This is a genomic window from Patulibacter ginsengiterrae, assembly GCF_056269115.1.
In genome coordinates this window covers 1-24,024 of record NZ_JBWDOG010000012.1, presented here as the reverse complement: position 1 = coordinate 24,024, position 24,024 = coordinate 1, and the positions used below count along the sequence as shown (strand labels likewise).

The 24,024-nt window shown below is 74.0% G+C and carries 26 protein-coding genes; 4 read left to right on the top strand and 22 right to left on the bottom strand.

Going from position 1 to position 24,024, the window contains the following annotated elements; translation table 11 throughout:
- Positions 1–49: 49 nt before the first annotated feature.
- Complete coding sequence (locus ACVUH9_RS15520) at positions 50–1,279, top strand: glycosyltransferase (protein WP_475758480.1); 1,230 nt, start codon at positions 50–52, stop codon at positions 1,277–1,279.
- Here ACVUH9_RS15520 and ACVUH9_RS15515 read toward each other — a convergent pair.
- The 20 genes from ACVUH9_RS15515 to ACVUH9_RS15420 all read right to left on the bottom strand — a co-directional run bounded on the left by ACVUH9_RS15515 (position 1,243) and on the right by ACVUH9_RS15420 (position 19,153).
- Positions 1,243–2,757 (bottom strand): 2-oxo acid dehydrogenase subunit E2, encoded by a 1,515-nt coding sequence (locus ACVUH9_RS15515; RefSeq protein ID WP_475758478.1) that lies wholly within the window; start codon positions 2,755–2,757, stop codon positions 1,243–1,245. The genes ACVUH9_RS15520 and ACVUH9_RS15515 overlap by 37 nt on opposite strands.
- Positions 2,754–3,152, bottom strand: coding sequence for a TSUP family transporter (locus ACVUH9_RS15510; protein WP_475758476.1), 399 nt, complete (start codon positions 3,150–3,152; stop codon positions 2,754–2,756). The genes ACVUH9_RS15515 and ACVUH9_RS15510 overlap by 4 nt, the downstream gene beginning before the upstream one ends.
- A 3-nt stretch (positions 3,153–3,155) precedes the next feature.
- Complete coding sequence (locus ACVUH9_RS15505) at positions 3,156–3,557, bottom strand: TSUP family transporter (protein WP_475758474.1); 402 nt, start codon at positions 3,555–3,557, stop codon at positions 3,156–3,158.
- Entirely contained in the window at positions 3,554–4,756 is a 1,203-nt protein-coding gene (locus ACVUH9_RS15500) for a M20 family metallopeptidase (protein ID WP_475758472.1), read from the bottom strand. Before ACVUH9_RS15500 ends, ACVUH9_RS15505 begins: the two co-directional genes overlap by 4 nt.
- Entirely contained in the window at positions 4,753–5,526 is a 774-nt protein-coding gene (locus ACVUH9_RS15495) for an SDR family NAD(P)-dependent oxidoreductase (protein ID WP_475758470.1), read from the bottom strand. Before ACVUH9_RS15495 ends, ACVUH9_RS15500 begins: the two co-directional genes overlap by 4 nt.
- The gene (locus ACVUH9_RS15490; RefSeq protein ID WP_475758468.1) at positions 5,523–6,557 is read right to left on the bottom strand and encodes an alpha-ketoacid dehydrogenase subunit beta; all 1,035 of its coding nucleotides are present in this window, start codon (positions 6,555–6,557) and stop codon (positions 5,523–5,525) included. Before ACVUH9_RS15490 ends, ACVUH9_RS15495 begins: the two co-directional genes overlap by 4 nt.
- On the bottom strand, positions 6,554–7,510 hold the full coding sequence (locus ACVUH9_RS15485) for a thiamine pyrophosphate-dependent dehydrogenase E1 component subunit alpha (RefSeq protein WP_475758466.1): 957 nt from the start codon (positions 7,508–7,510) through the stop codon (positions 6,554–6,556). Before ACVUH9_RS15485 ends, ACVUH9_RS15490 begins: the two co-directional genes overlap by 4 nt.
- Positions 7,507–8,016: a VOC family protein gene (locus tag ACVUH9_RS15480; RefSeq protein WP_475758464.1), complete on the bottom strand. Its 510-nt coding sequence runs from the start codon at positions 8,014–8,016 to the stop codon at positions 7,507–7,509. Before ACVUH9_RS15480 ends, ACVUH9_RS15485 begins: the two co-directional genes overlap by 4 nt.
- Before the next feature lie 13 nt (positions 8,017–8,029).
- Positions 8,030–8,740, bottom strand: coding sequence for a GntR family transcriptional regulator (locus ACVUH9_RS15475; protein ID WP_475758462.1), 711 nt, complete (start codon positions 8,738–8,740; stop codon positions 8,030–8,032).
- Positions 8,737–10,161 (bottom strand): amidohydrolase family protein, encoded by a 1,425-nt coding sequence (locus tag ACVUH9_RS15470; RefSeq protein WP_475758460.1) that lies wholly within the window; start codon positions 10,159–10,161, stop codon positions 8,737–8,739. The genes ACVUH9_RS15475 and ACVUH9_RS15470 overlap by 4 nt, the downstream gene beginning before the upstream one ends.
- Positions 10,158–10,892: an amidohydrolase family protein gene (locus ACVUH9_RS15465; protein WP_475758458.1), complete on the bottom strand. Its 735-nt coding sequence runs from the start codon at positions 10,890–10,892 to the stop codon at positions 10,158–10,160. The genes ACVUH9_RS15470 and ACVUH9_RS15465 overlap by 4 nt, the downstream gene beginning before the upstream one ends.
- Positions 10,892–11,689: an ABC transporter permease gene (locus ACVUH9_RS15460; RefSeq protein ID WP_475758456.1), complete on the bottom strand. Its 798-nt coding sequence runs from the start codon at positions 11,687–11,689 to the stop codon at positions 10,892–10,894. Before ACVUH9_RS15460 ends, ACVUH9_RS15465 begins: the two co-directional genes overlap by 1 nt.
- A 1-nt stretch (position 11,690) precedes the next feature.
- Positions 11,691–12,464: an ABC transporter permease gene (locus tag ACVUH9_RS15455; RefSeq protein ID WP_475758454.1), complete on the bottom strand. Its 774-nt coding sequence runs from the start codon at positions 12,462–12,464 to the stop codon at positions 11,691–11,693.
- The gene (locus tag ACVUH9_RS15450) at positions 12,461–13,300 is read right to left on the bottom strand and encodes an ABC transporter ATP-binding protein (RefSeq protein ID WP_475758452.1); all 840 of its coding nucleotides are present in this window, start codon (positions 13,298–13,300) and stop codon (positions 12,461–12,463) included. Before ACVUH9_RS15450 ends, ACVUH9_RS15455 begins: the two co-directional genes overlap by 4 nt.
- A gap of 4 nt (positions 13,301–13,304) precedes the next feature.
- Positions 13,305–14,042: an amidohydrolase family protein gene (locus tag ACVUH9_RS15445; protein WP_475758451.1), complete on the bottom strand. Its 738-nt coding sequence runs from the start codon at positions 14,040–14,042 to the stop codon at positions 13,305–13,307.
- A 5-nt stretch (positions 14,043–14,047) separates the two neighbouring features.
- Positions 14,048–15,118: an ABC transporter substrate-binding protein gene (locus tag ACVUH9_RS15440; protein WP_475758449.1), complete on the bottom strand. Its 1,071-nt coding sequence runs from the start codon at positions 15,116–15,118 to the stop codon at positions 14,048–14,050.
- 21 nt (positions 15,119–15,139) lie between these two features.
- On the bottom strand, positions 15,140–16,912 hold the full coding sequence (locus tag ACVUH9_RS15435; RefSeq protein ID WP_475758447.1) for a gamma-glutamyltransferase family protein: 1,773 nt from the start codon (positions 16,910–16,912) through the stop codon (positions 15,140–15,142).
- A complete protein-coding gene (locus ACVUH9_RS15430; RefSeq protein WP_475758445.1) occupies positions 16,909–17,313 on the bottom strand; it encodes an allophanate hydrolase-related protein in 405 nt (134 codons plus the stop codon). The genes ACVUH9_RS15435 and ACVUH9_RS15430 overlap by 4 nt, the downstream gene beginning before the upstream one ends.
- A gap of 296 nt (positions 17,314–17,609) precedes the next feature.
- Entirely contained in the window at positions 17,610–18,668 is a 1,059-nt protein-coding gene (locus tag ACVUH9_RS15425; RefSeq protein ID WP_475758443.1) for a serine hydrolase domain-containing protein, read from the bottom strand.
- Positions 18,669–18,709: 41 nt separating this feature from the next.
- Positions 18,710–19,153 carry a hypothetical protein gene (locus ACVUH9_RS15420; RefSeq protein WP_475758441.1) on the bottom strand — a complete coding sequence of 148 codons (444 nt, stop codon included), beginning with the start codon at positions 19,151–19,153 and terminating at the stop codon, positions 18,710–18,712.
- A 79-nt stretch (positions 19,154–19,232) separates the two neighbouring features.
- Between ACVUH9_RS15420 and ACVUH9_RS15415 the strand changes: the two genes are divergently transcribed.
- Positions 19,233–19,856, top strand: a complete 624-nt coding sequence (locus ACVUH9_RS15415) for a TetR/AcrR family transcriptional regulator (RefSeq protein ID WP_475758439.1) — start codon at positions 19,233–19,235, stop codon at positions 19,854–19,856.
- Between the two features lie 137 nt (positions 19,857–19,993).
- Positions 19,994–20,875 (top strand): SDR family oxidoreductase, encoded by an 882-nt coding sequence (locus ACVUH9_RS15410; RefSeq protein ID WP_475758437.1) that lies wholly within the window; start codon positions 19,994–19,996, stop codon positions 20,873–20,875.
- 103 nt (positions 20,876–20,978) lie between these two features.
- Here the strand turns inward: ACVUH9_RS15410 and ACVUH9_RS15405 are convergent, their stop codons facing one another.
- Positions 20,979–22,568 carry a hypothetical protein gene (locus tag ACVUH9_RS15405; protein ID WP_475758435.1) on the bottom strand — a complete coding sequence of 530 codons (1,590 nt, stop codon included), beginning with the start codon at positions 22,566–22,568 and terminating at the stop codon, positions 20,979–20,981.
- Positions 22,569–22,746: 178 nt separating this feature from the next.
- On the opposite strand from ACVUH9_RS15405, the gene ACVUH9_RS15400 reads away from it, so the two are divergent.
- Entirely contained in the window at positions 22,747–22,911 is a 165-nt protein-coding gene (locus ACVUH9_RS15400) for a DUF6629 family protein (protein ID WP_475758433.1), read from the top strand.
- A gap of 258 nt (positions 22,912–23,169) precedes the next feature.
- Here ACVUH9_RS15400 and ACVUH9_RS15395 read toward each other — a convergent pair.
- Positions 23,170–24,024: BON domain-containing protein (locus tag ACVUH9_RS15395; protein WP_475758431.1), on the bottom strand; the 855-nt coding region annotated here is incomplete at its 5' end.

Below are 24,024 nucleotides of genomic sequence, written 5' to 3'. Positions count from 1 at the left end.
GTTCGCCATGCCCGTGGAGGCGGCCCCGAGCGGCTTGACACCGTGCAGCGTGGACAGCGACATTCTCTCGGTGCGGATCCTGTTCACGTTCACTGGCGGGGAGGGCCACCTCCGCCCGCTGCTGCCGCTCGCGCGCGCGGCGGTGGCCGCCGGTCACGAGGTCACGGTGAGCGGCGCTCCAGCGCTGCGTGACGCTGCCGCTCCGTTCGCCTACGCGCCGTCCGGCCCCGACGTGCGCCCCCATCACCGCGAGCTCATGCCGATCGACGAGCTGCGGGAGCAGGCGGTCGTCCGTGACTGGTTCGCGGGCACGGCCGCTTCGGCCCGGGCGGCAGCCCTCGTCTCGATCTGCCGCCGTCTTCAGCCCGACGTCCTCGTATGGGACGAGATGGACTTCGGCGCAGCGGTCGCCGCCGAGCGGTGCGGCCTTCCGCACGCCAGCGTCGTGGTCATCGCCGCAGGCGGGTTCGCCGACCGCGAGACGATCGGTGCACCCCTGGGACGGCTGCGAGCGGCCCACGGCCTGTCTGCCGACCCCGGGCTCGAGATGCTGAGGCGACACCTGGTGCTGAGCCCCTTCCCGGCGTTCCGCCGTGCGGACGTCGGCGTGGGCTTCGGATACCGCTCGTCTCCGGCGATCGCGGCCGGAGACGGGCTCGTCCGTCACGGTGCGGCTCCGCCGCTGGTCTACGCAACGCTCGGGACCATCTTCAACACCGAGTCAGGAGACCTGTTCGACCGGGTCCTCACCGGGGTCTCCAAGCTTCCGGTCCGGGTGGTTGGCGCCGTCGGTCGGGGGCGCCGCCCGATCGATCTTGGTCCTCAGCCGCCGTCGGTCCACGTCGTGACGTGGGCAGACCAGGAGCGCCTGCTGGAGCAGTGCGCCGCTGTCGTCTGCCACGGCGGTTCGGGCACGGTCACGGGCGCGCTCGCACGCGGAGTACCCGTCGTCTGTCTGCCGATGGGTGCGGATCAGCCGGCCAACGCCGCCCGCTGTGTGGAGCTCGGCGTCGGCGTCGCCCTCGACGCGAGCACGGCGACACCCACGGACATCGCACGGGCGGTGACCACGGTGCTCGACGCCCCAAGCTACGCGCTGGCGGCGCGTCGGCTCGCAGAAGCGAACGCGCGGCTCCCGCCTGTCGCGGAGGCCGTCAGACGCATCGAGCAGATCGTGCAGCCGTCGGACGCCGGCCGGCTCCGGGGCACCGCCGCCGCAACGGTGCCCGGGAGGCTCTCCGCTCAGACCAGCAGCGCCAGCGGCTCCTCGAGCAGCTGACGGACCCGCGCAAGGAACCGGGCGGCGTCGGCGCCGTAGATGATCCGGTGGTCGCAGGTCAGGGTCAGGCTCATCGCGTGGCCGGCGACCAGTGCGCCGTCGCGCACGACCGGCCGCGGCTCGAGCGCGCCGACGGCGAGGATCGCCGCCTGCGGGACGTTGAGGACCGCGGTGAAGTGCGTGACCCCGAACATCCCCAGGTTGGAGACGGTGAAGGTCCCGCCGCCCAGCTCGGCCGGAGTGATCCGCCCGGTCCGGACCGCCTCGATCAGCTCGCGGCCGCGGGTCGCGATCTCCGCCAGCGGGGTCCGGTCGGCGTCGAAGACCGTCGGCACGACCAGGCCGTCACCGGCCGCCACCGCGACGCCGACGTTGACCCGCGAGTAGAGCTCGAACGCGCCCTCGCGGTAGGCGCCGTTGACCCGCGGGTGCTCCCGCAGGGCGAGCGCGACCGCCTTGATGACCATGTCGTTGTAGGACGGCACGCTCGCCCCCTCCTCGGCCAGCCGCTTGAGCCGGCCGCGCAGCTCGACGCAGGCGCCCATGTCGACGTCGCTGCTGACGGTGAACTCGGGGACGGTCGACTTCGCCTCGTCCATCCGCCGCGCGACGACCTGCTGGGCCCGCGAGGGAGCGACGACGGTGGTCGTGCCCTTCGCCGACTCCGGGGCGCCCGCGGCGACCGACGGAGCGGACGCCGCGACGACCGGTGCCGGCGTGGCCGCCAGCGCGGCGTCGATCGCCGCCTGCACGTCGAGCTTGACGATCCGGCCACGCGGGCCGCTGCCCCGGAGGGTCGTCAGGTCGACGCCGGCCCGGGCCGCCATCCGGCGGGCGACGGGCGAGGCCGAGACCCCGGCCGGCGCGCTCGGCACCGGCCCGGCCGCCACGGTCAGGCCGGCCTCGTCCCGGACGTCGCCGGCGGTGACGCGGCCACCGGGCCCGCGACCGGCGAGCCCGACCAGCGGGATCCCGAGCGCGGCCGCCAGCCGCCGGGCGAGCGGCGAGGCCGGGATCGCGGCGTCGGCGGCGGACAGCGGCGGCACCGCGGCCGATCCGGCGGGGGCGGCGTTGGCCGCCGCCACCGTCGTGCTCGCGACCGCGGCCGTCGGGGCGGGACCACCCGCGCTCGCGGCGCCGGCCTCCGTCCCGTTCGTCGCCGCGCCGGTGGCCGGGGGCGCGTCGCCGCCGGAGCCCGCCGGGGCCGCGGCCGAGCCACCCGCGCCGCCCTCGATCCGCGCGATCAGCGCGCCGACCGCGAGCGTGTCGCCGGCCTCGGCCACGATCCGCAGGACCCCGTCGGCCTCGGCCTCGTGGACCATCGTCGCCTTGTCGGTCTCGATCTCGACCAGCTCGTCGCCGCGGGCGACGGCGTCGCCGTCGGCCTTCAGCCAGGCCAGCACGGTGCCCTCCTCCATCGCGTCGGAGAGCAGCGGCATCGGGACGTCGACCGCGCCGGTCGTCGTGGGGGTGCTCACGAGTGTGCCTCCTCGGGCTGCTTGAGCCCGTCGCGCAGCAGCTTGACGCCGACGATCACGAGCAGGATCGCGAACAGCACCTGCAGCGTCGCGCCGGAGAGCTGGAGCGCCAGCAGCGTGCTGACGACGCTGCCGACGATCCCGAACAGGCCCATCACGAGGCCCCCGCGGAGGTCGCCGACGCCCTGCTTGTTCAGCCGCTGGCTGGCGACGATCGCCGTCGGCAGCACCACCAGCAGCGAGGTCGCCTGGGCGTCCTGCTGGACCATCCCGAAGATCAGGACCAGGAACGGGACGATGAAGATCCCGCCGCCGACCCCCAGCAGCCCCGAGAGGGTGCCGGTCAGGAAGCCGAACGCGATCAGCGCCAGCGCCTCGAGCAGATTCACGTCCATCGCTCAGTCCCCCATCGTGATCGTGGCCACCGCGGCGACCAGCATGAAGACGCCGAAGGCCAGCTTCAGCGTCCGCTCGGGCGCGTTGGCCAGCAGGCCCGCGCCCATCCGCGCGCCGACGATCGCGCCGACGGCCAGGCACAGCGCGGGCACCACGGCACCGTGCCCCGCCCCGCCGTAGACGGCGATCGAGGCGATGCTGATCGGGATGATCGCCGCCAGGCTGATCGCGTGGGCGGCCCGCTGGCTGATCCCGGCGAAGAGCACCATCAGCGGCACCATCACCGTCCCGCCGCCGATCCCCAGCAGGCCGGACATGAAGCCGCCGACGACCCCGATCACGGGCAGCGTCGCCCGGTGGCGCCCGCTGTCGGTGGTGGTGCTCGTTCCGATGCTGGTGGTCATGCGGGCTCCCGTCCGGTGATCGTCTCGCCCCACTGCGCCACGAGCCGTTCGAGCACGCGAACGGCGGTCTCGAGCTGCGCGACGGTCACGTGCTCGTCGGCGACGTGGGCGTGCCTCGGCAGCCCCGGCCCCCAGACGGTGCAGGTCCGCGAGCCGGTCAGGGCCGCGATCATCGACGCGTCGGTGTAGGCCTCGTGGCCGTCCTCGCCGCCCTGCGGCAGGCGTTCGCCGTCGTGCACGTCCTCCCACGCGGCGCGCAGGCCCTGCACGATCCGGGCGTCCGGGTCGGCGACGACCGGGGGCCGGCCGACGCCGAGCCCGCGCAGCTCGTAGCGGCTGCCCGGGAAGCGCGCGATCACGCCGTCGGCGATCTCCCGCACCAGCGCGGTCGCGTCCTCGGGCGCGGCCGGCGGCACCACGCGCACGTCCAGCTCCATCCGGCACGAGCCGGGGATCACGTTGGTCGCGACCCCGCCGGCGATCACGCCGCAGGTCGTCCGCGGCGGCCCGAGCAGCGGGTGCTCGCCGGCCAGCTCGCCGACCCGCTGCTTCAGCTCGCAGACGATCAGCGCGGCCAGGTGGTTGGCGTCGATCCCGTCGCGGTGGGCGCGGCCGGCGTGCGACATCCGCCCGTGCACGACCAGCTCCAGCCAGCGCAGGCCGACCTGGGCGATCCGCAGCCGCAGCCCGGTCGGCTCGAGCGCGACGACCTGGTCCTGCTTGTCGACGAGGCCGCCATCGACCAGCGCGTGGACGCCGCGCATCGACGGCCCCTCCTCGTCGACGGTCGCGGCCAGGATCAGGTCGCCCGGGGGCGCGGGACCGTCGGCGGTCGCCTCCAGCTGCGCGATCGCGACGGCCAGGCCGGCCTTCATGTCGCAGGAGCCGCGGCCCCAGATCGCGCCGTCGCGGAGCTCGCCGCCGAGCGGATCGACGGTCCAGTGGTCGCCGACCGGCACGGTGTCCATGTGCGCCGAGAGCACCAGCCGCGGCGCCTCGCCGGTGCCGGGGACGGTGAAGATCAGGTTCTCGCCGCCGCCGGGAACGGGCTGCCGCTGGACGCGGATGCCGGGTCGGTCGAGCCGGTTCGCCAGCCAGGCGATGACCTCGGCCTCCCGCGGGCCGGGGCTCTGCGAGTCGATCCGGACCAGCTGCTGGAGGTCGCGGATCACGGTTTCGGTGCTGACGCTGACGGTCATCCGGTCAGGGCTCCTGCGTCGACGTTGACGGACTCTCCGGTGATCCCGGAGGCGAGGGGTGAGGCGAGCCAGACGGCGGTCCGGCCGACCTCGGCGACGGTCACCAGTCGGCGAACCGCCGTCTGCTGGGCGTAGCCGTGGAGGACGGTCGCGGGGTCGCTGCCCTCACGGGCGGCCTGGGCCCGCGCGACGCGCTCGATCATCGGCGTGTCGACGTCGCCGGGGCAGATCGCGTTGACCCGGATCCCGTGCACGCCGACCTCGGCGGCGAAGGTCTCGACCACGCCCTGGAGCGCGAACTTCGAGGCGCAGTAGGCGCCCGCCCCGGCCTCGCCGCGCTTGCCGGCGGTCGAGGAGAGGAAGACGAACGCGCCGGGCCGCTGGGCGTCGCGCATCGTCCGGCCGAAGGCCTGGGCGACGTGCAGCGCGCCGGTCAGGTTGACGGCGATCGTCTGGTGGTAGGCGGCCCAGTCGAAGGCGAGGATCTCCGCCGTCGGGGCGATCCCGGCGGCGTAGACGACCGCGTCGGCGGCGCCGATCTCGCGGGCGACGCGGGCGACGGCCTCGCCGTCGGTGACGTCGATCGCGTCCGCCGCGTGGCCGCTCCCGGGCAGGCCGGCGACGACCGCCGCCGCGGTCTCCGCGTCGAGGTCGAGTGCGACGACCCGGGCGCCGGCCTCGGCGAACCCGAGGCTGATCGCGGCGCCGAGCGCGCCGGCGGCGCCGACGACGACCGCGCGGAACGCGGGATCGAGCGTCAGGCCGCTCATGCCAGCAGCTCCGTGACGGCGTCGCGGATCGAGTCCGCGGAGGGGATCACGGCCTGCTCGAGCGTCAGCGCGGCCGGGATCGGCACGTCCGGGACCGCGTGGCGGGCGACGCCGCGCAGCCCGTCGAGGCCGACCTGCTCGACGACCCGGGTGATCAGCTCGCCGGAGAGGCCGAAGCTGCGGTAGTCCTCGTCGACAACCAGCAGTCGCCCCGTCCGCCCGACCGAGGCAGCGACGGTCTCGACGTCGAGCGGGACGACGGTCCGGAGGTCGACGACCTCGGCCTCGATCCCCTCGGCGGCCAGCGTCTCGGCCGCCTCCAGGGCGCTGGTCACGCTCAACCCGAGGGTCGCGATCGTGACGTCGCTCCCCTCGCGGACGACCGCGGCCTGGCCGAGCGGGACCGTGTAGCGCTCCTCCGGCACCGCGGCCCCGTGGCGGAACTGGTCGGCCCGCCGGACCAGCAGGCTCTTGTGCTCGATGTAGACGACCGGATCGGGCGACTCGAGGCTGGCCGCCATCAGGCCCTTGTAGTCGTACGGGCACGACGGCACGACGACCTTGAGGCCCGGCAGGTGCGCGAACGTCCCCCACAGGCACTGCGAGTGCTGGGCGCCGGCGCCGAGGATCCCGCCGGCGGTCTTGAAGACCATCGGCATCGCGACGTTGCCGCCCGACATGTAGCGGTTCTTGGCCGCGGCGTTGTAGACCTGCTCGAGGCAGACGCCGATGAAGTCGGCGAACATGATCTCGACCAGCGGGCGGTAGCCGGCCATCGCCAGCCCGACGCCCATCCCGGTGAAGCCCATCTCGGCGATCGGGGTGTCGCGCACCCGCTGCTCGCCGAAGCGCTTCTGGAGGTCGCGGGTCGACCCGAAGACGCCGCCCATCCGGCCGACGTCCTCGCCGAGCACGAGGACCTTCTCGTCGCGCTCCATCTCGAGCCCGATCGCCTCGGCGACGAAGGCCGAGGTCGGCCGGTTGCGGACGACGGTGGTGGTCGGGTCGGTCACGGTGCTCCCGGGGGTCATGCGGCGAAGACGTGGTCGAGGGCGCGGGCGGGATCGGGCATCGGGTCCTCGCGGACGGCGGCGAGCAGCGCCTGCATCTCGGCGCGGGCCTCGCCGTCGATCGCGTCGAGCGCGGCCGCGTCGGCGGTCCCGGCGGCGGTCAGGTTGGCGCGGGCGATCAGCAGCGGATCGCCGTCGCGGCGGATCCGCTCGTGCTCGTCCTTCGTGCGGTAGGTCTGGGCGTCGCCCTCGTAGTGGCCCTGGAAGCGGAAGCAGGTCGCCTCCAGCACGCACGGCGCCGGGTCGCGGCGGGTCTCGTCGACCAGCCGCGCGAACGCCTCGGCGACGGTCTCGGCGTCGGTCCCGTCGATCGTCTCCCCCAGGCAGTCGTAGGCGACGGCGCGCTCGGCGATCGTGGCGGTCGGGATCACGTCGTCGCTGGAGACGCTGATCCCGTAGCGGTTGTTCTCGACCACGATGATCAGCGGCAGCTCCCAGGCCGCGGCCATCGTCATGCACTCGTGGAAGGTGCCGTGGTTGGTGCCGGCGTCGCCGGTCAGCGCGACCGCGACGTCGTCGCGCCCCTCCAGCCGGATCGCGTAGGCGTAGCCGAGGGCGACCGGCAGCGAGGCGCCGACGATCCCCGTCGCCGAGAAGTTGACGCTCGGGTCGAACGGGTGCATGTGGCCGCCGTAGCCGCCGCAGAGGCCGGTCGAGCGCTCGTAGATCTCGGCCAGCAGCGCCCGCGGGTCGGTCCCCTTGACCAGCCCGTGGCCGTGGTTGCGGTGGGTCGAGACGAGCGCGTCGGTGGGGCGCAGGACGCCGGCCATCCCGGCGGCGATCGCCTCCTGGCCGATCCCGGTGTGCAGCTCGCCGTGGATCTCGCGGGTCGGGACGCCCTCCAGGCAGGCGAGGTCGAACTCCCGCATCCGGGCCATCCAGCGGTAGCGGTCGATGGGCGTGGTCTGGCTCATGCTTGCGGAACCTCCTCGAGTTCGATGACGCTGCCGGCCGGCTCGCGGACGTAGACGGCGCGGCCCTCCGGGAACCGGACGACCTCCCCGATCGGCTCCGCCCCCAGCGCCCGGACCTGCTCGAGCGCGACGTCGAGGTCGTCGACCTCGAAGCAGACGTGGCCGTGGCCGACCCGCACCGGGGCCTCGTCCTCGCGCCCGGCGGGCACGTCGCGGAAGGCGATCAGCTCGAGCCGCTGACGGGTGCCCGGAAGGGTCAGCTGGGCGAGGTCGCAGACGACCTCGGGCAGCCCGACGGTCGGACGGATCAGGTCGGTCATGCCGTGGTCGGCGAAGGCCAGCTCGGCCCCGAAGGCGGCGGCGTAGAAGCCGACGGCGCGGTCGAGGTCGCGGACGGCCAGCGAGCAGTGCGCCAGCCGGAAGGCCGGGCGCGCTTCGGTCGCGGGCACGCCGGGGGTGGCCGTCGACGTCGTCGACGGATGGTCGGTCGGGGGATGCGTGGTCATGCGGAGTCCGGGATCAGCGACCGTCGAGGTCGCGTTGACGCGAGAACCAGGTGGCGATCAGGACGCCGCTGCGGCGGACGTGCTCGCGCATCGCCAGGCTCGCGAGCTGCTCGGAGCGGAGCTGGAGCGCCTGCAGGATCACCTCGTGCCGGCGGACGTCCTCCTCCAGCTCGCCGCGGTCGCTGATCGCGTCCATCGTCACGTTGCGGGGCAGCGAGACGTTGAGGGTCTGGACCATGTGCGCCAGCCGCTCGTTGTGCGACGCCTCGAGGATCAGCTCGTGGAAGCGGTCGTGGGCGGCGATCCAGGCGGCGCGGGCCTCGGGGATCGTGCCCTCGCTCTCGAAGTCGCGCACGATCTCGGTCCGGAACGCGGCCACCGCGGCGCCGAGCGTGGCCAGCTCGTCGCCGGTGATCCGCTGGGCGGCGAGGCCGGCGGCGAGCGCCTCCAGCTCGGCCCGGATCACGTAGCCGTCGCGGATCGAGGCCGGGTCGGGGCCGGTCACGCGCGAGCCGCGGTTGGGCAGCGACTCGACCATCCCGATCACCTCGAGCCGCCGCAGCGCCTCGCGGATCGGTTGACGACTGGTGCCGTAGTGGCCCGCGAGCCTGTCCTGCCGCAGCCACGTGCCGTAGGCGAACTCGCCGACCATGATCGCGTGCGCGATCTCGCCGGTCAGCCGCTCCACGACCGACTCCCCGTTGCCCTGGTCTTCACTGCTCATTCCGTGACCTCCACACCTGGTTCGTGACGCCCGGCCCGCTCGGCCAGACGCCCCCACGCTTCGTCGACCATCGTCCACGTCCTGTCGGCGCGAGCCTGCCGTGCCTCGCGCCCCGCGGCATCCTCGGCCAGCCGGGCGTCGATCCGGGCCTCGGCGGCCACGACCGCGGCGGCGACCGCCGGGGGCCGCGGGAACGCGACCGCCCCGTCGACCCAGACCCGCTCGATCGCCTCGCGGTCGGCGGCGCCGACGACGACCGTCAGCGGGTCGCCGGTCTCCGCCGCGGCCGGCAGCCGCAACCCGACGATGTCGGCCCGCGCGCCCGCGGCCAGCCGCCCGAGGTCGTCGCGACGGAGCGCCGCCGCCCCGCCGGCCAACGCCATCCGCAGCGCCTCGCGCGGGGATGCCGTGGTCCCGCGGCCGGCCGCCGCCGAGATGCTCCGGCGCAGCTCGGCGAACGCGTCCGGCGGCTCCGAGGGGGTGTGCGAGTCGAGCCCGAAGGCGACGGTCAGGCCGGCGTCGAGCCGCTCGCGGAGCGGCAGCGTGCCGACCCCGATCAGCTCGTTCGAGCCCGGGTTGTGGACGACGACCGCCCCGGCCGCCGCCAGCCGCTCGGCGCCCGCGTCGTCGACCCAGACCCCGTGCGCGAGTGACGTGCGCGCGTCGAGCAGGCCGGCCGCGGCGAGCCGCGCGATCGGGTCGCCGGCGACGTCGGCGAGCAGCCGCTGGCGCGGGCTCTCCAGCAGGTGCGCGTGGATCCGCGCGGCCCCGACCGCGGCGATCGCGCGCAGCGCGGCGTCGGAGCACCACTGCGGCGCGACCGGGCCGACGGCGTCGATCGTGGCCTGGCCGACGCGGCGGCCCTGGAGCCCGCCGGCGAGCGCGGTGAAGGTCGTGGGGTCGACGCCGCGGGTCGGGGCGAGCACGTCGTCCGGCCCCCACTCGTCGCGGTCGGTCAGCCCGAGCGCGAGCTGCGCCCGCGCCCCGGACGCACCGAGCCCGGCGAGCACGGCCAGCGCACCGTCGCGGTAGTCGTCCGGTCCGCCGAAGCCGTGCACGAGCGCCTGGGTCGTGGTGACGCCGGTCGCGACCGCGTCGGCCCCGGCCAGCAGCGCCTCGTCCTCCGGGTCGGTCGGCGTCATCGTGCCGAGCGCGACCAGGAACCGCTCCAGCGGTCCACCGTGGATCCCGTGCGCCGCCAGCGGGGTCCGGCGGGCGTGCGAGTGGGCGTCGATCAGTCCCGGGAGCAGGACGTCGAAGCGGCCGCCGTCGGCCGCCTCGGGGTGGGCGGCCCGCAGCTCCGCCGCCGGCCCGACGGCGACGATCGCACCGTCGGCGACGACCACCGCCGCCTCCCGCAGCGGCGGCGCGTCGGCGTCGATCAGCACGACCGACGCCCGGATCAGGAGCGTGGCGCTCACAGCCCGAAGACCTCGATCGCCGTGCCCGACAGGCAGCGCTCGAGCGCCGCGTCGTCGAGCCCGAGCGCGCGGAACTTGGCCAGCTCGACCGGCAGGTTCTCGACCGCGTCGGAGCCGAGCATCACCCGCTCGGGCCCCAGCTCGGAGAGCAGCCAGCCGGTGTCGAGGACCGGGCACCAGGAGGTCTCCAGGACCACGTTCGGGCACTCGATCGCGACGATCCCCGCCTGCCGGGTGGCCACGCCCATGCCGGCGTGGGCGAGCACGATCGTGACCTCGGGGTAGGCCCGCGCGAGCGGCAGGCAGTGGGTCGGGCTGGCGAACGGCTCGCCGACCCCGCCGGTGTGGACCATCACCGGCACGCCGAGCCGCTCGGCCTCCGCGAAGACCGTCCGGCCGTCGCGCGAGTCCGGCTCGACCGCGTGGCCGATCGTGTGCAGCTTCAGCGCCACGAAGCCCAGCTCGCGGACGCAGCGCTCGGCCTCGGCGGCGTAGGCGCCGCGGTCGCGGTGGGGGCTGATGTTGACGATCCCCCGGACCCGTCCGCCGGAGCGGTCGCCGAGCGCGGCGATCCGGTCGTGGACGCCCTCGGGATCCTCCGCCCCCGGGAACGGCATCACCAGCACGCGGTGGAGATCGTGCTCGGCGACGCAGTCGAGCACGGTCTGCTCCGCGATGTCGGCGTCGAACACCCGGCAGTCGCCGAGGTGCTGGTGGGCATCGACGATCATCAGTCCTCCAGGTACGACGCGTAGCGGCGGGCGAGCCAGCCGGTGATCCCGAAGGCGACCAGCGCCAGCAGCGCGGCGAGCACGACCCCGGCCCACATCAGCTCGACGTCGAACTGGACGCCGGACTGGAGGATCAAGTAGCCGAGCCCCTCGCTCGAGGTCACCCACTCGGCGATCATCGCGCCGAGGATGCAGGCGGCCGCGCCGACCTGGAAGGCGGCGAAGAGGTACGGCAGCGCCGCCGGACCACGCACGTGACGGAAGACGTCCCAGGTGCTCGCGCCCGAGATCTCCATCAGCTCGAGCATCTCGCGGGGGACCGAGCGGAAGCCGAGCACCCCGTTGATCAGGGTCGGGAAGAACACGATCAGGGCCGAGATCGCGATCACCGTCGCGCCCCCGCTGCCCAGCACGAGGGTCAGGAACGGCGCCAGCGCGATCACCGGGATCACGCGGACGACCAGCGCCAGCGGCAGGATCACGCGGGCGGCGGTCGCCGAGCCGGCGACGATCATCGCCCCGGCGATCCCGACCACGTTGCCGACCACGAAGCCGCCGAAGGCCCCGATCAGGGTCGTCTTGGCCGCCGAGAGCAGCGTCGAGGACTGGGCGCCGGCCTCGTCGAGCACGGCCAGCGGCGAGGGCAGGATCTGGTCGTCGGGCTGGAAGATCAGCTTGACGCCGACCCAGGCGCCGAGCACGAACAGCGCGGCGAGCGCGCTCGGGAGCAGCCGGCGGAGGCTCTGCGAGCGCGAGCGCGCCCGGCCGCGCGGGGCGGCGACGTCGACGGTGCTCATCTCAGGCCTCCACGCGGATCGGCTGGACGGACGGATGCCAGCCGAACAGGCGGCGTCCGGAGAACGCGAACAGGCCGTAGACGGCGAGCGAGATCCCCGAGGCGACGATCAGCGAGGCCCAGATCCCGGGCACGTCGTAGCTCGTCATCGAGAACAGGATCATCAGGCCGAGGCCCTTCTCCGCCCCGACCCACTCGGCCAGCATCGCGCCGACGATCGCGGCCGGAGCGGCGACGGTGAAGGCGGCGAACAGCGGCGGCAGCGCGTAGGGCAGCTTGATCCGGCGGAACGCCTGCCAGCCGCTGCCCCCGGCGACGGCCATCATCTCGAGCGTCCGCGGGTCGGTCTGGCGGAGCGCCTGCGAGAGGTTGATCAGGACCGGGAAGAACGAGGCCAGCGCGGCGATGATCACCTTGGTCGACATCCCCGCGCCGAACCAGATCACCAGCACCGGAGCGAGCGCGATCAGCGGCAGCGAGTAGACCGCCAGCGCGATCTGCTGAAGGCCCTCGCCGACGGCCCGGAAGCGGTCGGCGACGAGCGCGATCACGGTCGCGAGCAGCACGCCGCAGGCGAACCCGAGCGCCGCCTCGGTCATCGTCGCGGCGGCGTTCTCGGCCAGCGCCGAGCGCCCGTCCCAGATCGCCTGGGCGACCTCCGGCGGGGCGGGCCAGAGCGTGCCGGGGTGGTCGTTGGCCAGCGCCAGCCCCCACCAGGCCGCGAACAGCAGCAGGTAGGAGGACGCCGCGATCAGGCGCGAACGGGTCCGGCTCACGGTGCCTGCTCCCCGGATTCGTCGTGCAGCAGCAGCCGCGTCAGCTCGCGGGTGTACTGGAAGAACCGCTCGCCCTCCAGCATCTCCAGCGTCCGCGGGCGCGGCAGCTCGATCGGGACCTCGGCGACGATCCGACCCGGGCGGGCGGCCATCACGAAGACCCGGTCGGAGAGGTAGACCGCCTCGCCGACGTTGTGGGTGACCAGCAGCGCGGTCGTCTGGCGCTCGGACCAGATCCGCAGCAGCTCGGCGTTCATCCGCTGGCGGGTGATCTCGTCGAGCGCGCCGAACGGCTCGTCGAGCAGCAGGATCGAGGGGTCGAGCGCGAGCGCCCGAGCGATCCCGACGCGTCGCTGCATGCCGCCGGAGAGCTTCGACGGCGCCGCCCGCTCGAAGTCGGCCAGGCCGACCAGGTCGAGCAGCGCCCGGGCCCGCTCGCGACGCTCGCTGGCGTTGCCCTGCTTGGCCACCACCATCGGCAGCTCGACGTTCTCCAGCGCCGTGCGCCAGGGCAGCAGCACCGGGTCCTGGAAGACGAAGCCGAACTCGCGCGCGGTCCGCGCCGCGGCGGCGCTCTGGCCGCCGATCCGGACCTCGCCGCCGGTCGGCGCGAGCAGCCCGGCGATGATCCGCAGCAGCGTCGACTTCCCGCAGCCCGAGGGACCGACGAGCGAGACGAACTCGCCGGCCCGGATGCTGAGGGCGATCTCCTGGAGCGCCGTGAAGGTGTCTCCGTCGATGTCGAACCGCTGGCTGACGCCGTGGACGTCGATCGCCGCGACGGCGGCCTCCGCGGTCGGACCGTCGACGCGGTCGATCGGCTTCGTCTTGGTCATGTGCTCAGTCCTCTCCGATCCGCAGCAGCCGGGCGAGGTTGCCGCCCTCGACCTTGGCGCGGTCCTCCGGGTCCGGGATCGCGCGGGCGATCTTGGCCCGCTCGAGGTCGAAGTCGTTGCCGGGCCAGTCGGTCCCGAGCACGATCCGATCGGCCCCGACCTGCTCGTAGGCGGTCCGCACGTCGAGCAGCTGGGTGCCCGAGGTCTCCAGGTATACGTTGGGCGTGCGGCTGGCGACCAGGATCGCCTCCATCAGGTTCCAGATCGTGCCCATGTGGGCGATCAGGACCGGGACCGTCGGGAAGCCGCGGACGATCTCCTCGATCGAGAGCGGCGCGCAGAACGGGTCGTCGAGCGCGTTCACCAGCACCATCAGGCCGTGCTCGGCCGCCGCCTCCATGATCGGATCGAGCAGCGCGTGGTCGCAGAAGTGGTACCCGTGCATCGTCGGGTGCAGCTTCAGGCCGCGCAGGCCCGCCGCCGCGCAGCGGGCGATCTCCTCGACCGCGTCCTCCGCGCGCGGGTTGACCTGGCCGAAGCCGATCAGCCGGTCCGGGAAGCGCTCCTGGATCTTGCGGATGTAGTCGTTGTCGATCATCTGCCCGAGCGAGCAGACGACGGCCCGGTCGACGCCACCGGCGTCCATCGTCTCCAGCATCCGCTCGACGCTGAAGCCGTCGCCGGCCAGGTAGTCGGAGTTGCCGGCGCCCGGCCAGGCGTTGTTGTACGCGTCGATCACCATCGGGATCAGGCCTCCGCGAGCGTGGTCTTGGTGCCGAAGGCGGCGTCGACGATCTCGGTCGTCATCACGTCCGACGCCTTCAGCGGCTTGGCGAGCGCCTTCGCCGCCACGTACGAGTCGATGATCTGCTGCATCCGCTCCTCGTCGATCCGCATCACACCCTTGGGGTTGGCGACGAGCGGGGCCTGGGCCTTGTTGACCGCGACCTCGGTCGGGACCTTGAGCCCCTTCGGGCCGTACTTGGTGGCGACGAGCTTGCCCATCTCGTCGGGGTGCGCGATCGCGTACTCCCAGCCCTGGATCGATCCGCGCAGGTGCTTGACCAGCAGGTCGCGCTCGTTCTCGATCCGGTCCGGGGTCGTGATCAGGACGTTGCCGTAGTTGGGCAGGCCGAGGTCGTCGAGCAGCACGCTGATGACGTCGACGCCCTGCGCCTGGAGGCTGACGCCCTGCTGGGTCGCGTAGCCGAAGTAGCCGTCGACCTGCTTGTTGACCAGCTGCGACGGGTCGGGCCCGGCGGGCAGGAACTTGACGTCGCCGGCCTTGACGCCGGCCTTGTTCAGCAGCGGCAGCAGCAGCGGCCGGGTCGCCGGCGTCAGAGCGATCTTCTTGCCCTTGAAGTCCTGGAGCGTGCGGATCGGGTTGCCGGGCAGGCTCATCACCGCGTACGGCGACTTCTGGAAGATCGTCCCGTAGATCACGACCTTGGTGCCCTTGGCGATCGCCTGGAGGACGGTGCCGTTGTCGTCGTTGCCGACCGTCGCCTTGTCGTTGGAGACGATCTGCGACGCGATGATGTTCGGGCCGCCGGCGCGGATGTCGACCGTCAGGCCGGCGTCCTTGTAGTAGCCGCGCTCCTGGGCGGCGAAGAAGCCCGCGAACTGGGAGAGCTTCAGCCACCCCATCTGGTCGGTGACCTCGGTTCCGCCGCCGCCGGAGGACGAGCCCCCGCCGGACGACGAGTTGCCGCCGCACGCCATCAGCAGGCTGCCGCCGCCGAGCAGTGCGGCGCCGGTACCGGCTACCCGCAGCGCTCCGCGCCGGGTGATTCGCTGGTTGATCCCGTCAGGTCCCATCGCCATCTCCTTGATGTCTGCCTAGCGCCCGAGCGCGTAGTTGATCCGTCGCGGGTCGGCGCCCGCCGCCAGTACCCGCCGCCCGTCCGCCGGCCGCTCCGCGTCCAGCACCATCGAGACCGCCCCGGCGTCGAACTCGAAGTCCGGCCAGCGGCGCACGTCGTGACCCCAGGCCGTGAGGGCCTCGGCGACGGCCTCGTCGACCCGCCCCTCGAGCGAGACCCGTGCGGGCACCTCGCCGTGGGGGTAGAACGAGTCCGGCCACGCGAAGGCCGCGAAGCGCGGGGCCTCGACCGCCTGCTGCGGGGTCATCCCGAAGGTCGTCAGGTTGAGGAACGCCTGGAGCATCCCCTGCAGGATCACGTCGCCGCCGGGGCAGCCGAACGCGATCACGCGTGGGTCGCCCGGGGCGTCGTCGGCCGCGATCGCGATCGCCGGGGCGGGCGTCATCCGCGGCCGCTTGCCGGGCGCGATCGCCGCCGGGTGGGCAGGGTCGAGCCGGCTCTGGACCCCGCGCGGGGAGATGAACATCCCCAGCTCGGGGATGATCGGCGAGCCGTCGAGGGTGTCGGACGGCATCGCCGAGAACGCGTTGCCCTCGGCGTCGATCGTGCAGAGGTAGGTCGTGTCGAAGCGCCCGCCGTAGCCGTCGCCGCCGCTGCTGAGGCCCGGCATCGCGAGGCCCGGCTCGATCCGCTCGCGCAGCTCGCCGGCGTGCTCGTCGGAGAGCAGCCGCTCGAGCGGGACGTCGACGTGGCGCGGGTCGCCGTAGTAGCGCTCGCGGTCGTAGAAGGCGAGCTTGGTCGCCTCGGCGACGACGTGCACGTACTCCGGCGAGTTGTGGCCGAGCGCCTCGAGGTCGTAGCCGTCGAGGATCGCCAGCGCCTGCAGCATCGCGGGGCCCTGGCACCAGGTGGTCGGCGTCCACAGCTCCCAGTCGCCGAAGCGGCGGCGGACGGCGGGCTCGATCTCGGCCTCGAAGCCGGCGAGGTCCTCGACCGTCAGCCAGCCGTCGTTCTCGGCCGCGTAGCGGGCGATGATCCGCGCCGGCTCCCCGCGGTAGAAGGCGTCGTGGACCGCGTCCAGCGCCGCTTCGCGGGTGTCGCCCTGCTCGGCGGCGGCGAGCTGCTCGAGCAGCCGCCCGAGCGCGTCCTGGACCAGCCGCTCGCCGGTCCGGATCGGGCGCCCGTTCGGCCGGTAGATCGCGGCCGACGCCTCCCACTTGCCGAAGCCGCCGCCCATCACCTCGAGCGACTCGGCCAGCCGCCGGTCGACGACGAAGCCCTCGCGGGCGAGCGTGATCGCCTCGGCGGCGCAGTCGGCGAAGGTCCAGGTCCCGAACCGCTGGAGCGACCGGATCCAGGCCGAGATCGCGGCGGGCACGACGCCGACCGGGGCGCCGAGCGGCATGTCGCTGCCGAAGCGCTCGACGAACGCCTCGGTGGTCGCGTCGGCGCCCCACCAGCCGAGCCCGGCGACGCTGTGGACGGTGCTGTCGCCGGCCGCGCGGACGACGATCGGGGCGACCCCGCCGAGGTTGCACTGGTCGGCCTGGACGACGTTGCTGGCGAGGCCGGCGGCGACCCCGGCGTCGATCGCGTTGCCGCCGCGCTCGAAGACCCGGGCCGCGACCTGGGCGACCAGCGGGTGCCCGGCGGCGACCATGTAGCGCTCGCCGACCAGCGTCGGGCGCATCGACTCGGGCGGGGCGAACGCCTCCGGGGTCGGGCCGTTGGCCCGCATCCCGCCGCCGATCGTGTTGCGCGGGCCGTCGTCGACCGGACGCGTGGTCATGCGGTCACCGCCTCTCCGCCGAGCGTGGCGACGTGGGCGCGCCAGCCTCCGAGCGCGGTGATCTCGACCGCGTCGGCGGGCAGCTCCCCCGCGACCCAGACGACCCCGAGCCGGCGGCCGAGGCCGTCGAGCTCGACGACGCCGATCCCGAGTCCGGCGGGCTCGCCGTCGAGGACCGCGGCGAGCGTCGAGAGCGGCAGCTCGTAGAGCTCGCCGGCGATCGCCGCCCCGGCCTGGTCGTCGCGGACCATCGCCGGATGGACGTCCCCGACCGCGTACAGCCGGTACGCCGGCGCGGTCGCCGCCTCGGCCACGAGACGGGCCCCGGCGAGGTTGCCGTGCAGCGGCAGGCCGCGCATCAGGGTGCCGTTGACGAAGAGCTCGATCTGCTGGTCCACCATCGTTGGGCGGAACCTATCTCGGATCCAATCCAGATGTCAAGACTTCTTTTGATTCGGCTTTTTGGCCTAGTTGGGATCCATTCAGCCTCAGACTTGGATCCGAGAATAGACATACACTGTGCGCTAGATCACACGCCGCTCACCCCCGTTCGTGCGCCTGTCCCGGTCGCCCGCGACGGCCGCCTACGGGCCGCCCCGCCCCGGTCGCCCACCCCGCCCGAAACCGGGGTCGGGACCGCAGCCCCGCCCCGAGCGACTCGCCGTGCGGCGACGCCCCGGCTCCGCGGACGGGCGGGTCAGCGCACGAGCGTGCGGAGGGCGGCGTCGGCGACCGCGCCGCCGCCGTCGCCGTCGGTGAGGACGACCAGGCCCCACCGCCGTTCCGGGAACGCCGCGATCAGGGCCTGCCAGCCCCGGTCGACCCCGGGATGCCAGACCATCCGGGTGCCGTCGGTGAGGGTCCGCAGCTCGAGCCCATGGCCGTAGACCCCGTCGGTCGCCGGGGCCGGCCGGCGCATCTCCCGCGCGAGCGGGTCGGCCGACGAGATCACGGCGGCGAACCGCCCGATGTCGGCCGCCGTCGACCAGAGCCCGGCGGCTGCGGTGGCGGCGTAGCGGTAGTCCGGCGACGGGTGCCCGGATGCGTCGTGCCCGCGGGCCGCTCGCGCCGGTGTCTCGGCCGCCGCGAAGCTGCTGTCCCGCATCCCCAGCGGCCCGAGGACCCGCCGCCGCATCGCCGCATCGAACGGCTCGCCCGTCGCCTGCTCCGCCCACAGCTGGGCGAGGGTGAAGCCGCCCCCGGAGTAGCGGTAGCCGCCGCCCGGCGACGCGACCTGCTCCAGCCGCGGCTGCTCGCCCCGGCCCGCGACCTCGTCGCGGGTGCTCGGCAGCGGCCGATCGGGCGGCAGGCCGAGGTAGCCGGGGACCGAGAGACCCGCCGTGTGGCTGAGCAGCTGACCGAGCGTGACCGGCGCCGACGCCGGCCAACCTCCGATCGTCAGCGGCCGGTCGAGCGCGACGCCCCGCTCGCGGGCCAGACGCAGCAGGCCCAGCGCAGCGACCGACTTGGAGACCGAGCCGACCCGGAACTGCGTGCGTCCGTCGGCCCGCCCGTAGGCGCGGGTCCAGACCACCCGTCCATCGTGGACGAGCGCCACCTGCGCGTCGGGCACGTGCGCCGCCGGGAGCGCGGCCACGACCGCCCGATCGACGCGTCCGGCCAGGTCGTCGACGCTCGCGGGCTCGTGGAAGCGCTCGCGGCTCGGCAGGACGAGCAACAGCACGACGACGATCGTCGCGACAGCCAGAAGACCGCCACCGGCGGCGACCCAGCGTCCCCTGTTCGCGAAGCGCACCGGGTCGAGGATACGGCCGCGCCAGGCGTGGCCCCTCGGGCTCAGGCGAGGATCCGCGTCAGCCGCCGCCAGCGCGCCTGGCGGTAGAGGAAGAGCCCGCGCGCGAGCAGCGCCAGCAGCGGGGTCAGCGGGCCGGCGCCGATCTCGACGCGGTCGGTGTAGCGGCACGAGTCCGCGGACGTCGACGCGAAGCTGAGGGTGTGGTTCCAGGCCGCGACCGGCCCGCCCCACTCGCGGGTGGCCAGCTCGCGCTCGCCGATCCGCAGCACCCGCAGCGTGTGGGTCCAGCCGGGCACGACGCCGAAGAACCGCAGGCGGGTCGCGATCTCATCGTCCGGGCCGACCGCCTCGGGCAGCGGCCCGTCCGGGACCATCGCCACCCACGGCCAGAGCACGTGCTCGATCATCGCGGGCTTCTTGGCCAGGGCGCAGGCGGCCTCGGCGGTGATCGGCAGCGCGGTCGTCACGGCCACGGTCTTCGTCATCGGGATCCTCTCGGTGGGTCCCCCTCTAGTATGAGCAAATGCTCAGGTTCTTCTACTCGCGTTCGGGTCGGCGTTCGCGGTGAGCCCGGAGCGGGGTGCGAACCCCCGGCGCAAGCCGGTCCAGCGACGCTCGGTCGAGACCGTCGACGCGGTCGTCGAGGCCGCCGCTCAGGTCTTCGAGCGCCACGGCTACGCCGCCGGCACCACCAACCGGATCGCCGCGCGGGCGGGGGTCTCGATCGGCACGCTCTACCAGTACTTCCCGGACAAGGACGCGATCCTCGTCGCCCTGATCGAGCGCCACCTCGAGCAGGCCAGCACGGAGCTGGTGCCGTTGATGGTCGAGCTCACGACCGCGCCGCCGCCGATCGCCGACGGCCTCGGCCGGATCCTGCACGCGCTGCTCGAGCTGCACCGCCACCAGCCGACGCTCCACCGGGTCCTGTTCGAGGAGGCGCCGCGGCCGGAGCCCCTGCGCCAACGGCTCGACCAGACGACCGACCTCGCGGTCGCCGCCGTCGCCGCCTACCTCGCCGCCCGCCCCGAGGTGACCGTCCACGACCAGCGGCTGGCGGCGCAGCTGGTGGTCCAGACCGCCGAGAGCGTCACCCACGGGCTCGTCATCCACCCCCGCGCGGGGCCGTCGCCGGAGGTCTACGTCGAGGAGACCGTGACGATGCTGACCCGCTACCTGACCGGCTGAGGGCGGGCGGCGGCCCCGGAGCCGGCCCAGGTCGAGCAGCGACGGCTACGCTCCCGTAGGAACCGGCCCGTCCGCCGGTCGCTCCCGCCCCACCCCCGATCGCCGACCACCGGCGATCCGCCCCGACGGAGACCCGCATGTCCGCCCCCACGCCACCCCGCTCGACCCTCTTCGCGCCCGGCATCCTCGACGGCCAGGTCGCGCTGGTCAGCGGCGGCGGCACCGGGCTCGGTCGTGCCGCCGCGCTCGAGCTGGCGGCCGGCGGCGCCTACGTGGTGGTCTGCGGACGCCGCGAGGAGCCGCTGGCGGAGACCGTCGCGCTGGTCGGCGCCGACCGCTGCGAGGCCGAGATCTGCGACATCCGCGAGGAGGACCAGGTCGACGCGCTGGTCGACGGGATCCTCGCGCGGCACGGCCGGATCGACCTGCTCGTCAACAACGCCGGCGGCCAGTTCCTCGCCCCGGCCGAGACGATCAGCCCCAAGGGCTTCCGGACGGTGATGCGACTGAACGCCGAGGGCACCTGGCTGATGACCCACGCGGTCGCGACCAAGGCGATGATCGTGCCCGGCGACGACGGCGCCCCGCGCGGCGGCAAGATCGTCAGCGTCACGCTCTCACCGCACCAGGGCCTGCCGGGCATGGCCCACAGCTCGGCCGCCCGCGCGGCGGTCGAGAACCTGACCCGGGTGCTCTCGATCGAGTGGGCGCGCTACGGGATCAAGCTCAACGCGATCGCCGCCGGCCAGTTCGGCACCGACACGTTCATGTCGAAGTACCCGAAGCCGCTGGTCGAGGCCGCCGCCGGCCAGGTCCCGCTCCAGCGGCTCGGCACCGCCGAGGAGTTCGGCTGGCTGGTCGCCTTCCTCGCCTCGCCCGCGGGCGACTTCTTCAGCGGCTCGGTCCTGACCCTCGACGGTGCCCGCGACAACTGGGCCGGCCCGTGGCCGGGCCGGCTCGACGCGGACGCCGCCGGCGACCCCCTACGCGAGGCGCGCAAGCCGGCGCCCGACGCCTGAGCGCGGGGGCGGGGCTCACCTCGGGCGACCAGGCGGGCCGATGCGGATATGGCTCCGCGCGAAGCCAGGTCCGCATCGGTCCCGGTCGCCGGCCGTCACGACCTCAGCGGGGTACGCACTTCCACACGGAGCCCTTCTTCGTGCGGGTCTCCTTCAGCCGCCTGCCGCTCCGCTCGCACGCCGCCTTGTACCGCGCAAGCCGAATCTCGAAGGCCCGCATCTGGCCGCACTCTCGCGTGGTGATCGGGCGGAACGAGCCCGAGCGGGTCATCGTCTTGCCCGTCGCGTCGCGCGCGGTGACCTTGTAGCGGTAGCTCCCGCCCGGCTTGCGGCAGCTCCACGGGACGGAGAACCGCAGCGAGCTCCGGCTGTCGCCGGCGAACTGGGTGGCGGTCCGGCGGCCGTTCCGGCGCAGCTCGACGCGCACCTGCGCGTAGGGCGTGACGGTCACCCGCATCTCGGTCTGCCCCGGCGACCGGAGCGAGCTTCCGAACCGGGCCTTCGTCGTGACCCGCAGCGTGCTGAGCAGCGGCGGCTGGACCGTGAGCTCCCGCTCCTCGGAGGCCGCCGGCGTGGTCGTGCCGTTGAGCACCGACCAGCGGTAGCGCCCGGGCTCCAGCGACGCGCCCAACCGGACCGCGACGTTCGGCCCCGCGACCTCGAAGCTCGCGATCTCCTCGGTCGGGGACAGCAGCTGACCCAACGTCGTCAGCAGGTTGTCCGTCGCGTATCGCTTCGCTGGATCCAGCTCCCGGTACCCGTAGGAGGCGACCGTCAGGCGGGGGACCCAGCCGCGCTTGGGGTCCTGGCGGGACAGGACCAGGACGTCGCGTTCCGGCGCCGCGCTCGTCCAGGCGAAGCTCAGGTTCAGCGGCGTGGCCACGCCGTTCGCGGGGGCCACCAGCGCGGCCGGCGGCAGCGTCTTCGGTCCCGGGACGTGGATCTGGGGCGGCGCCGGCGGCGGATCCTGCGGGACGACCGGCGGCCGGGGGAAGACGAGCTCGGCCGACGCGGTGGCGTTGACGGGAGCCGTGCGGTTGGTTCCCAGGTAGGCGCAGACCTTCTGCTGCCCCTCGCTGGTCGGGGTGATCGAGTACGACTTCGTGAACGCTCCGTCGACCGCTTCGCCGGCCTTCGGCGACAGCTCGATCCCGCCCGCGCTGGGCACCCGGGGCTCGCAGTACCCGAGGGTCGAGTAGAAGACCCACAGCTGCCGCGGGACATCCGTCGTTCCCGAGACCGTCACCGCCAGCGGCTTCCCCACCGCTGCGTCGGACGCGAGCGTGACCGCGACGTCTCCGTAGGCGGGGCGCGGCATGACCTCGACGTACGCGTCCGCATCGGCGTAGGCCATGCGGTTCTCCCCGACGTAGGCACAGACGTAGTTCGTCTGCCATTGACGCTGAGCCGTGATCGAGTACGACCGCGAGAAGGTGCCCACTACCGCCTCACCGAGCGGCCCCGTCAACTCGTCGCCCCGCGTCGGACCGGGGAAGCTCGAGCAGCCGTTGGCCGAGGTGTAGACCCACAGCGTGCGCGCCGCGGCGGTCGTTCCCGTCACCGTCACCGTCACCGGCTTCCCCTCGGTCGGGTCGGCGGAGAGCGTCACCGAGATCGAGGCGGACGCGGCGTGCGCCGGGGCGCTCACCGCGAGCGTCCCCAGCAGCGCGACCAACAGCGCCAGCAGACGCATCAGCGCTGGTCGGCGTCGGCCTGGTCGACGCCCCGCAGCGGTTCGACGTTCGGACGACGGATGCTTCTGCACCCGGGGCACTCTACCCCGCACCGACGAACGCGACGCCGGTGTCAGCAGGGGTGTCTCCGAAGTCGTCACGCCGAGCATCCGCCCGCTCGGGGATCATCGACGGCCGATGTGCTTCTCCCCCACCGCGGACTTCGTCGCCGCGGGCGTCGTCGGCGTGATCGGCGTCGCCACGCTGCGGCAGGTGCGACGCCCGCGCGACCTGGCGGTCGGGGCGCTGCCGGACGAAGCCGGCGGCCCGGCGGCGGGCACGGCGCCGGTCAGCGGCGACTGAGGCGAGCGCCGGACGAGCTGAGGGACGAGGGGCGCGGGAGGGGCGACTGATGCGGATTTACCGCCATATAGGCCGTAAATCCGCATCAGTCGCCCCGGGCCGCCCCGTGACGGCCCCGCCTGCCTCGATCGGCCGCGCGCGCCGTGACGTCACGACGCGCCCCGCGCCCGAACCCCGCGCCGTCACGTGAGGACGCGCGCCGAACCCGAACCCGAAGCCCAACCCGCCCCCCCGAACCCGAGGCACCCAAGGCCCGCGCTACGCCGCGGCCGGCCCCACCCCGTTCTCGCCCTGCCCCCGCACGTGCAGCAGGCACTCGACCCGGTCGACCCCGTCGACCTCGGCCGCCCCAGTGACCAGCTGCTCGCGCTGCTCGACCGACTCGACCGCCCCGCGCAGGGTCACGATCCCGTCGACGGCATCGATCACGATGTCGCCCTTCGGCAGGTCGTGCGACCGGAGCACCTCGCTCTTGACGCGGTCCGAGAGCGTGCGGCCGTCCGGGTCCTCGCGCAGGGCGTGACGAACGGGGGCGGTCGCCTCGGCGACGCTGCCCTTGGCGCGGCGGGCCGCGTGGGCCGTGGCGTCGGCGACCCCGCTCGCCGTCCGGCGGGCCTGGGCGGCGGCCTGCTCCGCCTGCTGGCGGCGATGGCCGCGCCGTCGCGGGTCGACGATCAGGGTCACCAGCACGCCGATCAGTCCACCGACGGTCAGCAGGGTCACCGCCCGCAGGGGCTGACGTCGAGCCTTGGAGATGGTGCCGTGACGGGCGTGGCGAAGGGTCGCCTTGGCCGCCTTGCGGGTCACGTAGGTCTGGGCGCTGGTCACGAGATCGGCTCCTTGTCGCTCACGCTTTCTCGTGTACCCGACCTGCCAGGCGTGAAACGGCGCCGAGCTCCGGGACCGGCCCGGGGTCGGACTCAGACCAGCCCGGTGGGTAGGACCGGCCCGGGTCGGTAGGACCAGCCCGGTCGGCAGGACCAGCGCGGTCGGCAGGACCAGCGCGGTCGGCAGGACCAGCCCGGTCGGCAGGACCAGCCCGGTCGGCAGGACCAGCCCGGTCGGCAGGACCAGCCCGGTCGGCAGGACCAGCCCGGTCGGCAGGACCAGCCC

Coding starts and splice junctions, on each gene's coding strand:
- ACVUH9_RS15510 (WP_475758476.1), bottom strand. CDS start 3,152: ATGGACGTGAATCTGCTCGAGGCGCTGGCGCTGATCGCGTTCGGCTTC.
- ACVUH9_RS15505 (WP_475758474.1), bottom strand. CDS start 3,557: ATGACCACCAGCATCGGAACGAGCACCACCACCGACAGCGGGCGCCAC.
- ACVUH9_RS15500 (WP_475758472.1), bottom strand. CDS start 4,756: ATGACCGTCAGCGTCAGCACCGAAACCGTGATCCGCGACCTCCAGCAG.
- ACVUH9_RS15495 (WP_475758470.1), bottom strand. CDS start 5,526: ATGAGCGGCCTGACGCTCGATCCCGCGTTCCGCGCGGTCGTCGTCGGC.
- ACVUH9_RS15490 (WP_475758468.1), bottom strand. CDS start 6,557: ATGACCCCCGGGAGCACCGTGACCGACCCGACCACCACCGTCGTCCGC.
- ACVUH9_RS15485 (WP_475758466.1), bottom strand. CDS start 7,510: ATGAGCCAGACCACGCCCATCGACCGCTACCGCTGGATGGCCCGGATG.
- ACVUH9_RS15480 (WP_475758464.1), bottom strand. CDS start 8,016: ATGACCACGCATCCCCCGACCGACCATCCGTCGACGACGTCGACGGCC.
- ACVUH9_RS15475 (WP_475758462.1), bottom strand. CDS start 8,740: ATGAGCAGTGAAGACCAGGGCAACGGGGAGTCGGTCGTGGAGCGGCTG.
- ACVUH9_RS15465 (WP_475758458.1), bottom strand. CDS start 10,892: ATGATCGTCGATGCCCACCAGCACCTCGGCGACTGCCGGGTGTTCGAC.
- ACVUH9_RS15460 (WP_475758456.1), bottom strand. CDS start 11,689: ATGAGCACCGTCGACGTCGCCGCCCCGCGCGGCCGGGCGCGCTCGCGC.
- ACVUH9_RS15450 (WP_475758452.1), bottom strand. CDS start 13,300: ATGACCAAGACGAAGCCGATCGACCGCGTCGACGGTCCGACCGCGGAG.
- ACVUH9_RS15445 (WP_475758451.1), bottom strand. CDS start 14,042: ATGGTGATCGACGCGTACAACAACGCCTGGCCGGGCGCCGGCAACTCC.
- ACVUH9_RS15440 (WP_475758449.1), bottom strand. CDS start 15,118: ATGGGACCTGACGGGATCAACCAGCGAATCACCCGGCGCGGAGCGCTG.
- ACVUH9_RS15435 (WP_475758447.1), bottom strand. CDS start 16,912: ATGACCACGCGTCCGGTCGACGACGGCCCGCGCAACACGATCGGCGGC.
- ACVUH9_RS15430 (WP_475758445.1), bottom strand. CDS start 17,313: ATGGTGGACCAGCAGATCGAGCTCTTCGTCAACGGCACCCTGATGCGC.
- ACVUH9_RS15420 (WP_475758441.1), bottom strand. CDS start 19,153: ATGACGAAGACCGTGGCCGTGACGACCGCGCTGCCGATCACCGCCGAG.
- ACVUH9_RS15410 (WP_475758437.1), top strand. CDS start 19,994: ATGTCCGCCCCCACGCCACCCCGCTCGACCCTCTTCGCGCCCGGCATC.
- ACVUH9_RS15405 (WP_475758435.1), bottom strand. CDS start 22,568: ATGCGTCTGCTGGCGCTGTTGGTCGCGCTGCTGGGGACGCTCGCGGTG.
- ACVUH9_RS15400 (WP_475758433.1), top strand. CDS start 22,747: ATGTGCTTCTCCCCCACCGCGGACTTCGTCGCCGCGGGCGTCGTCGGC.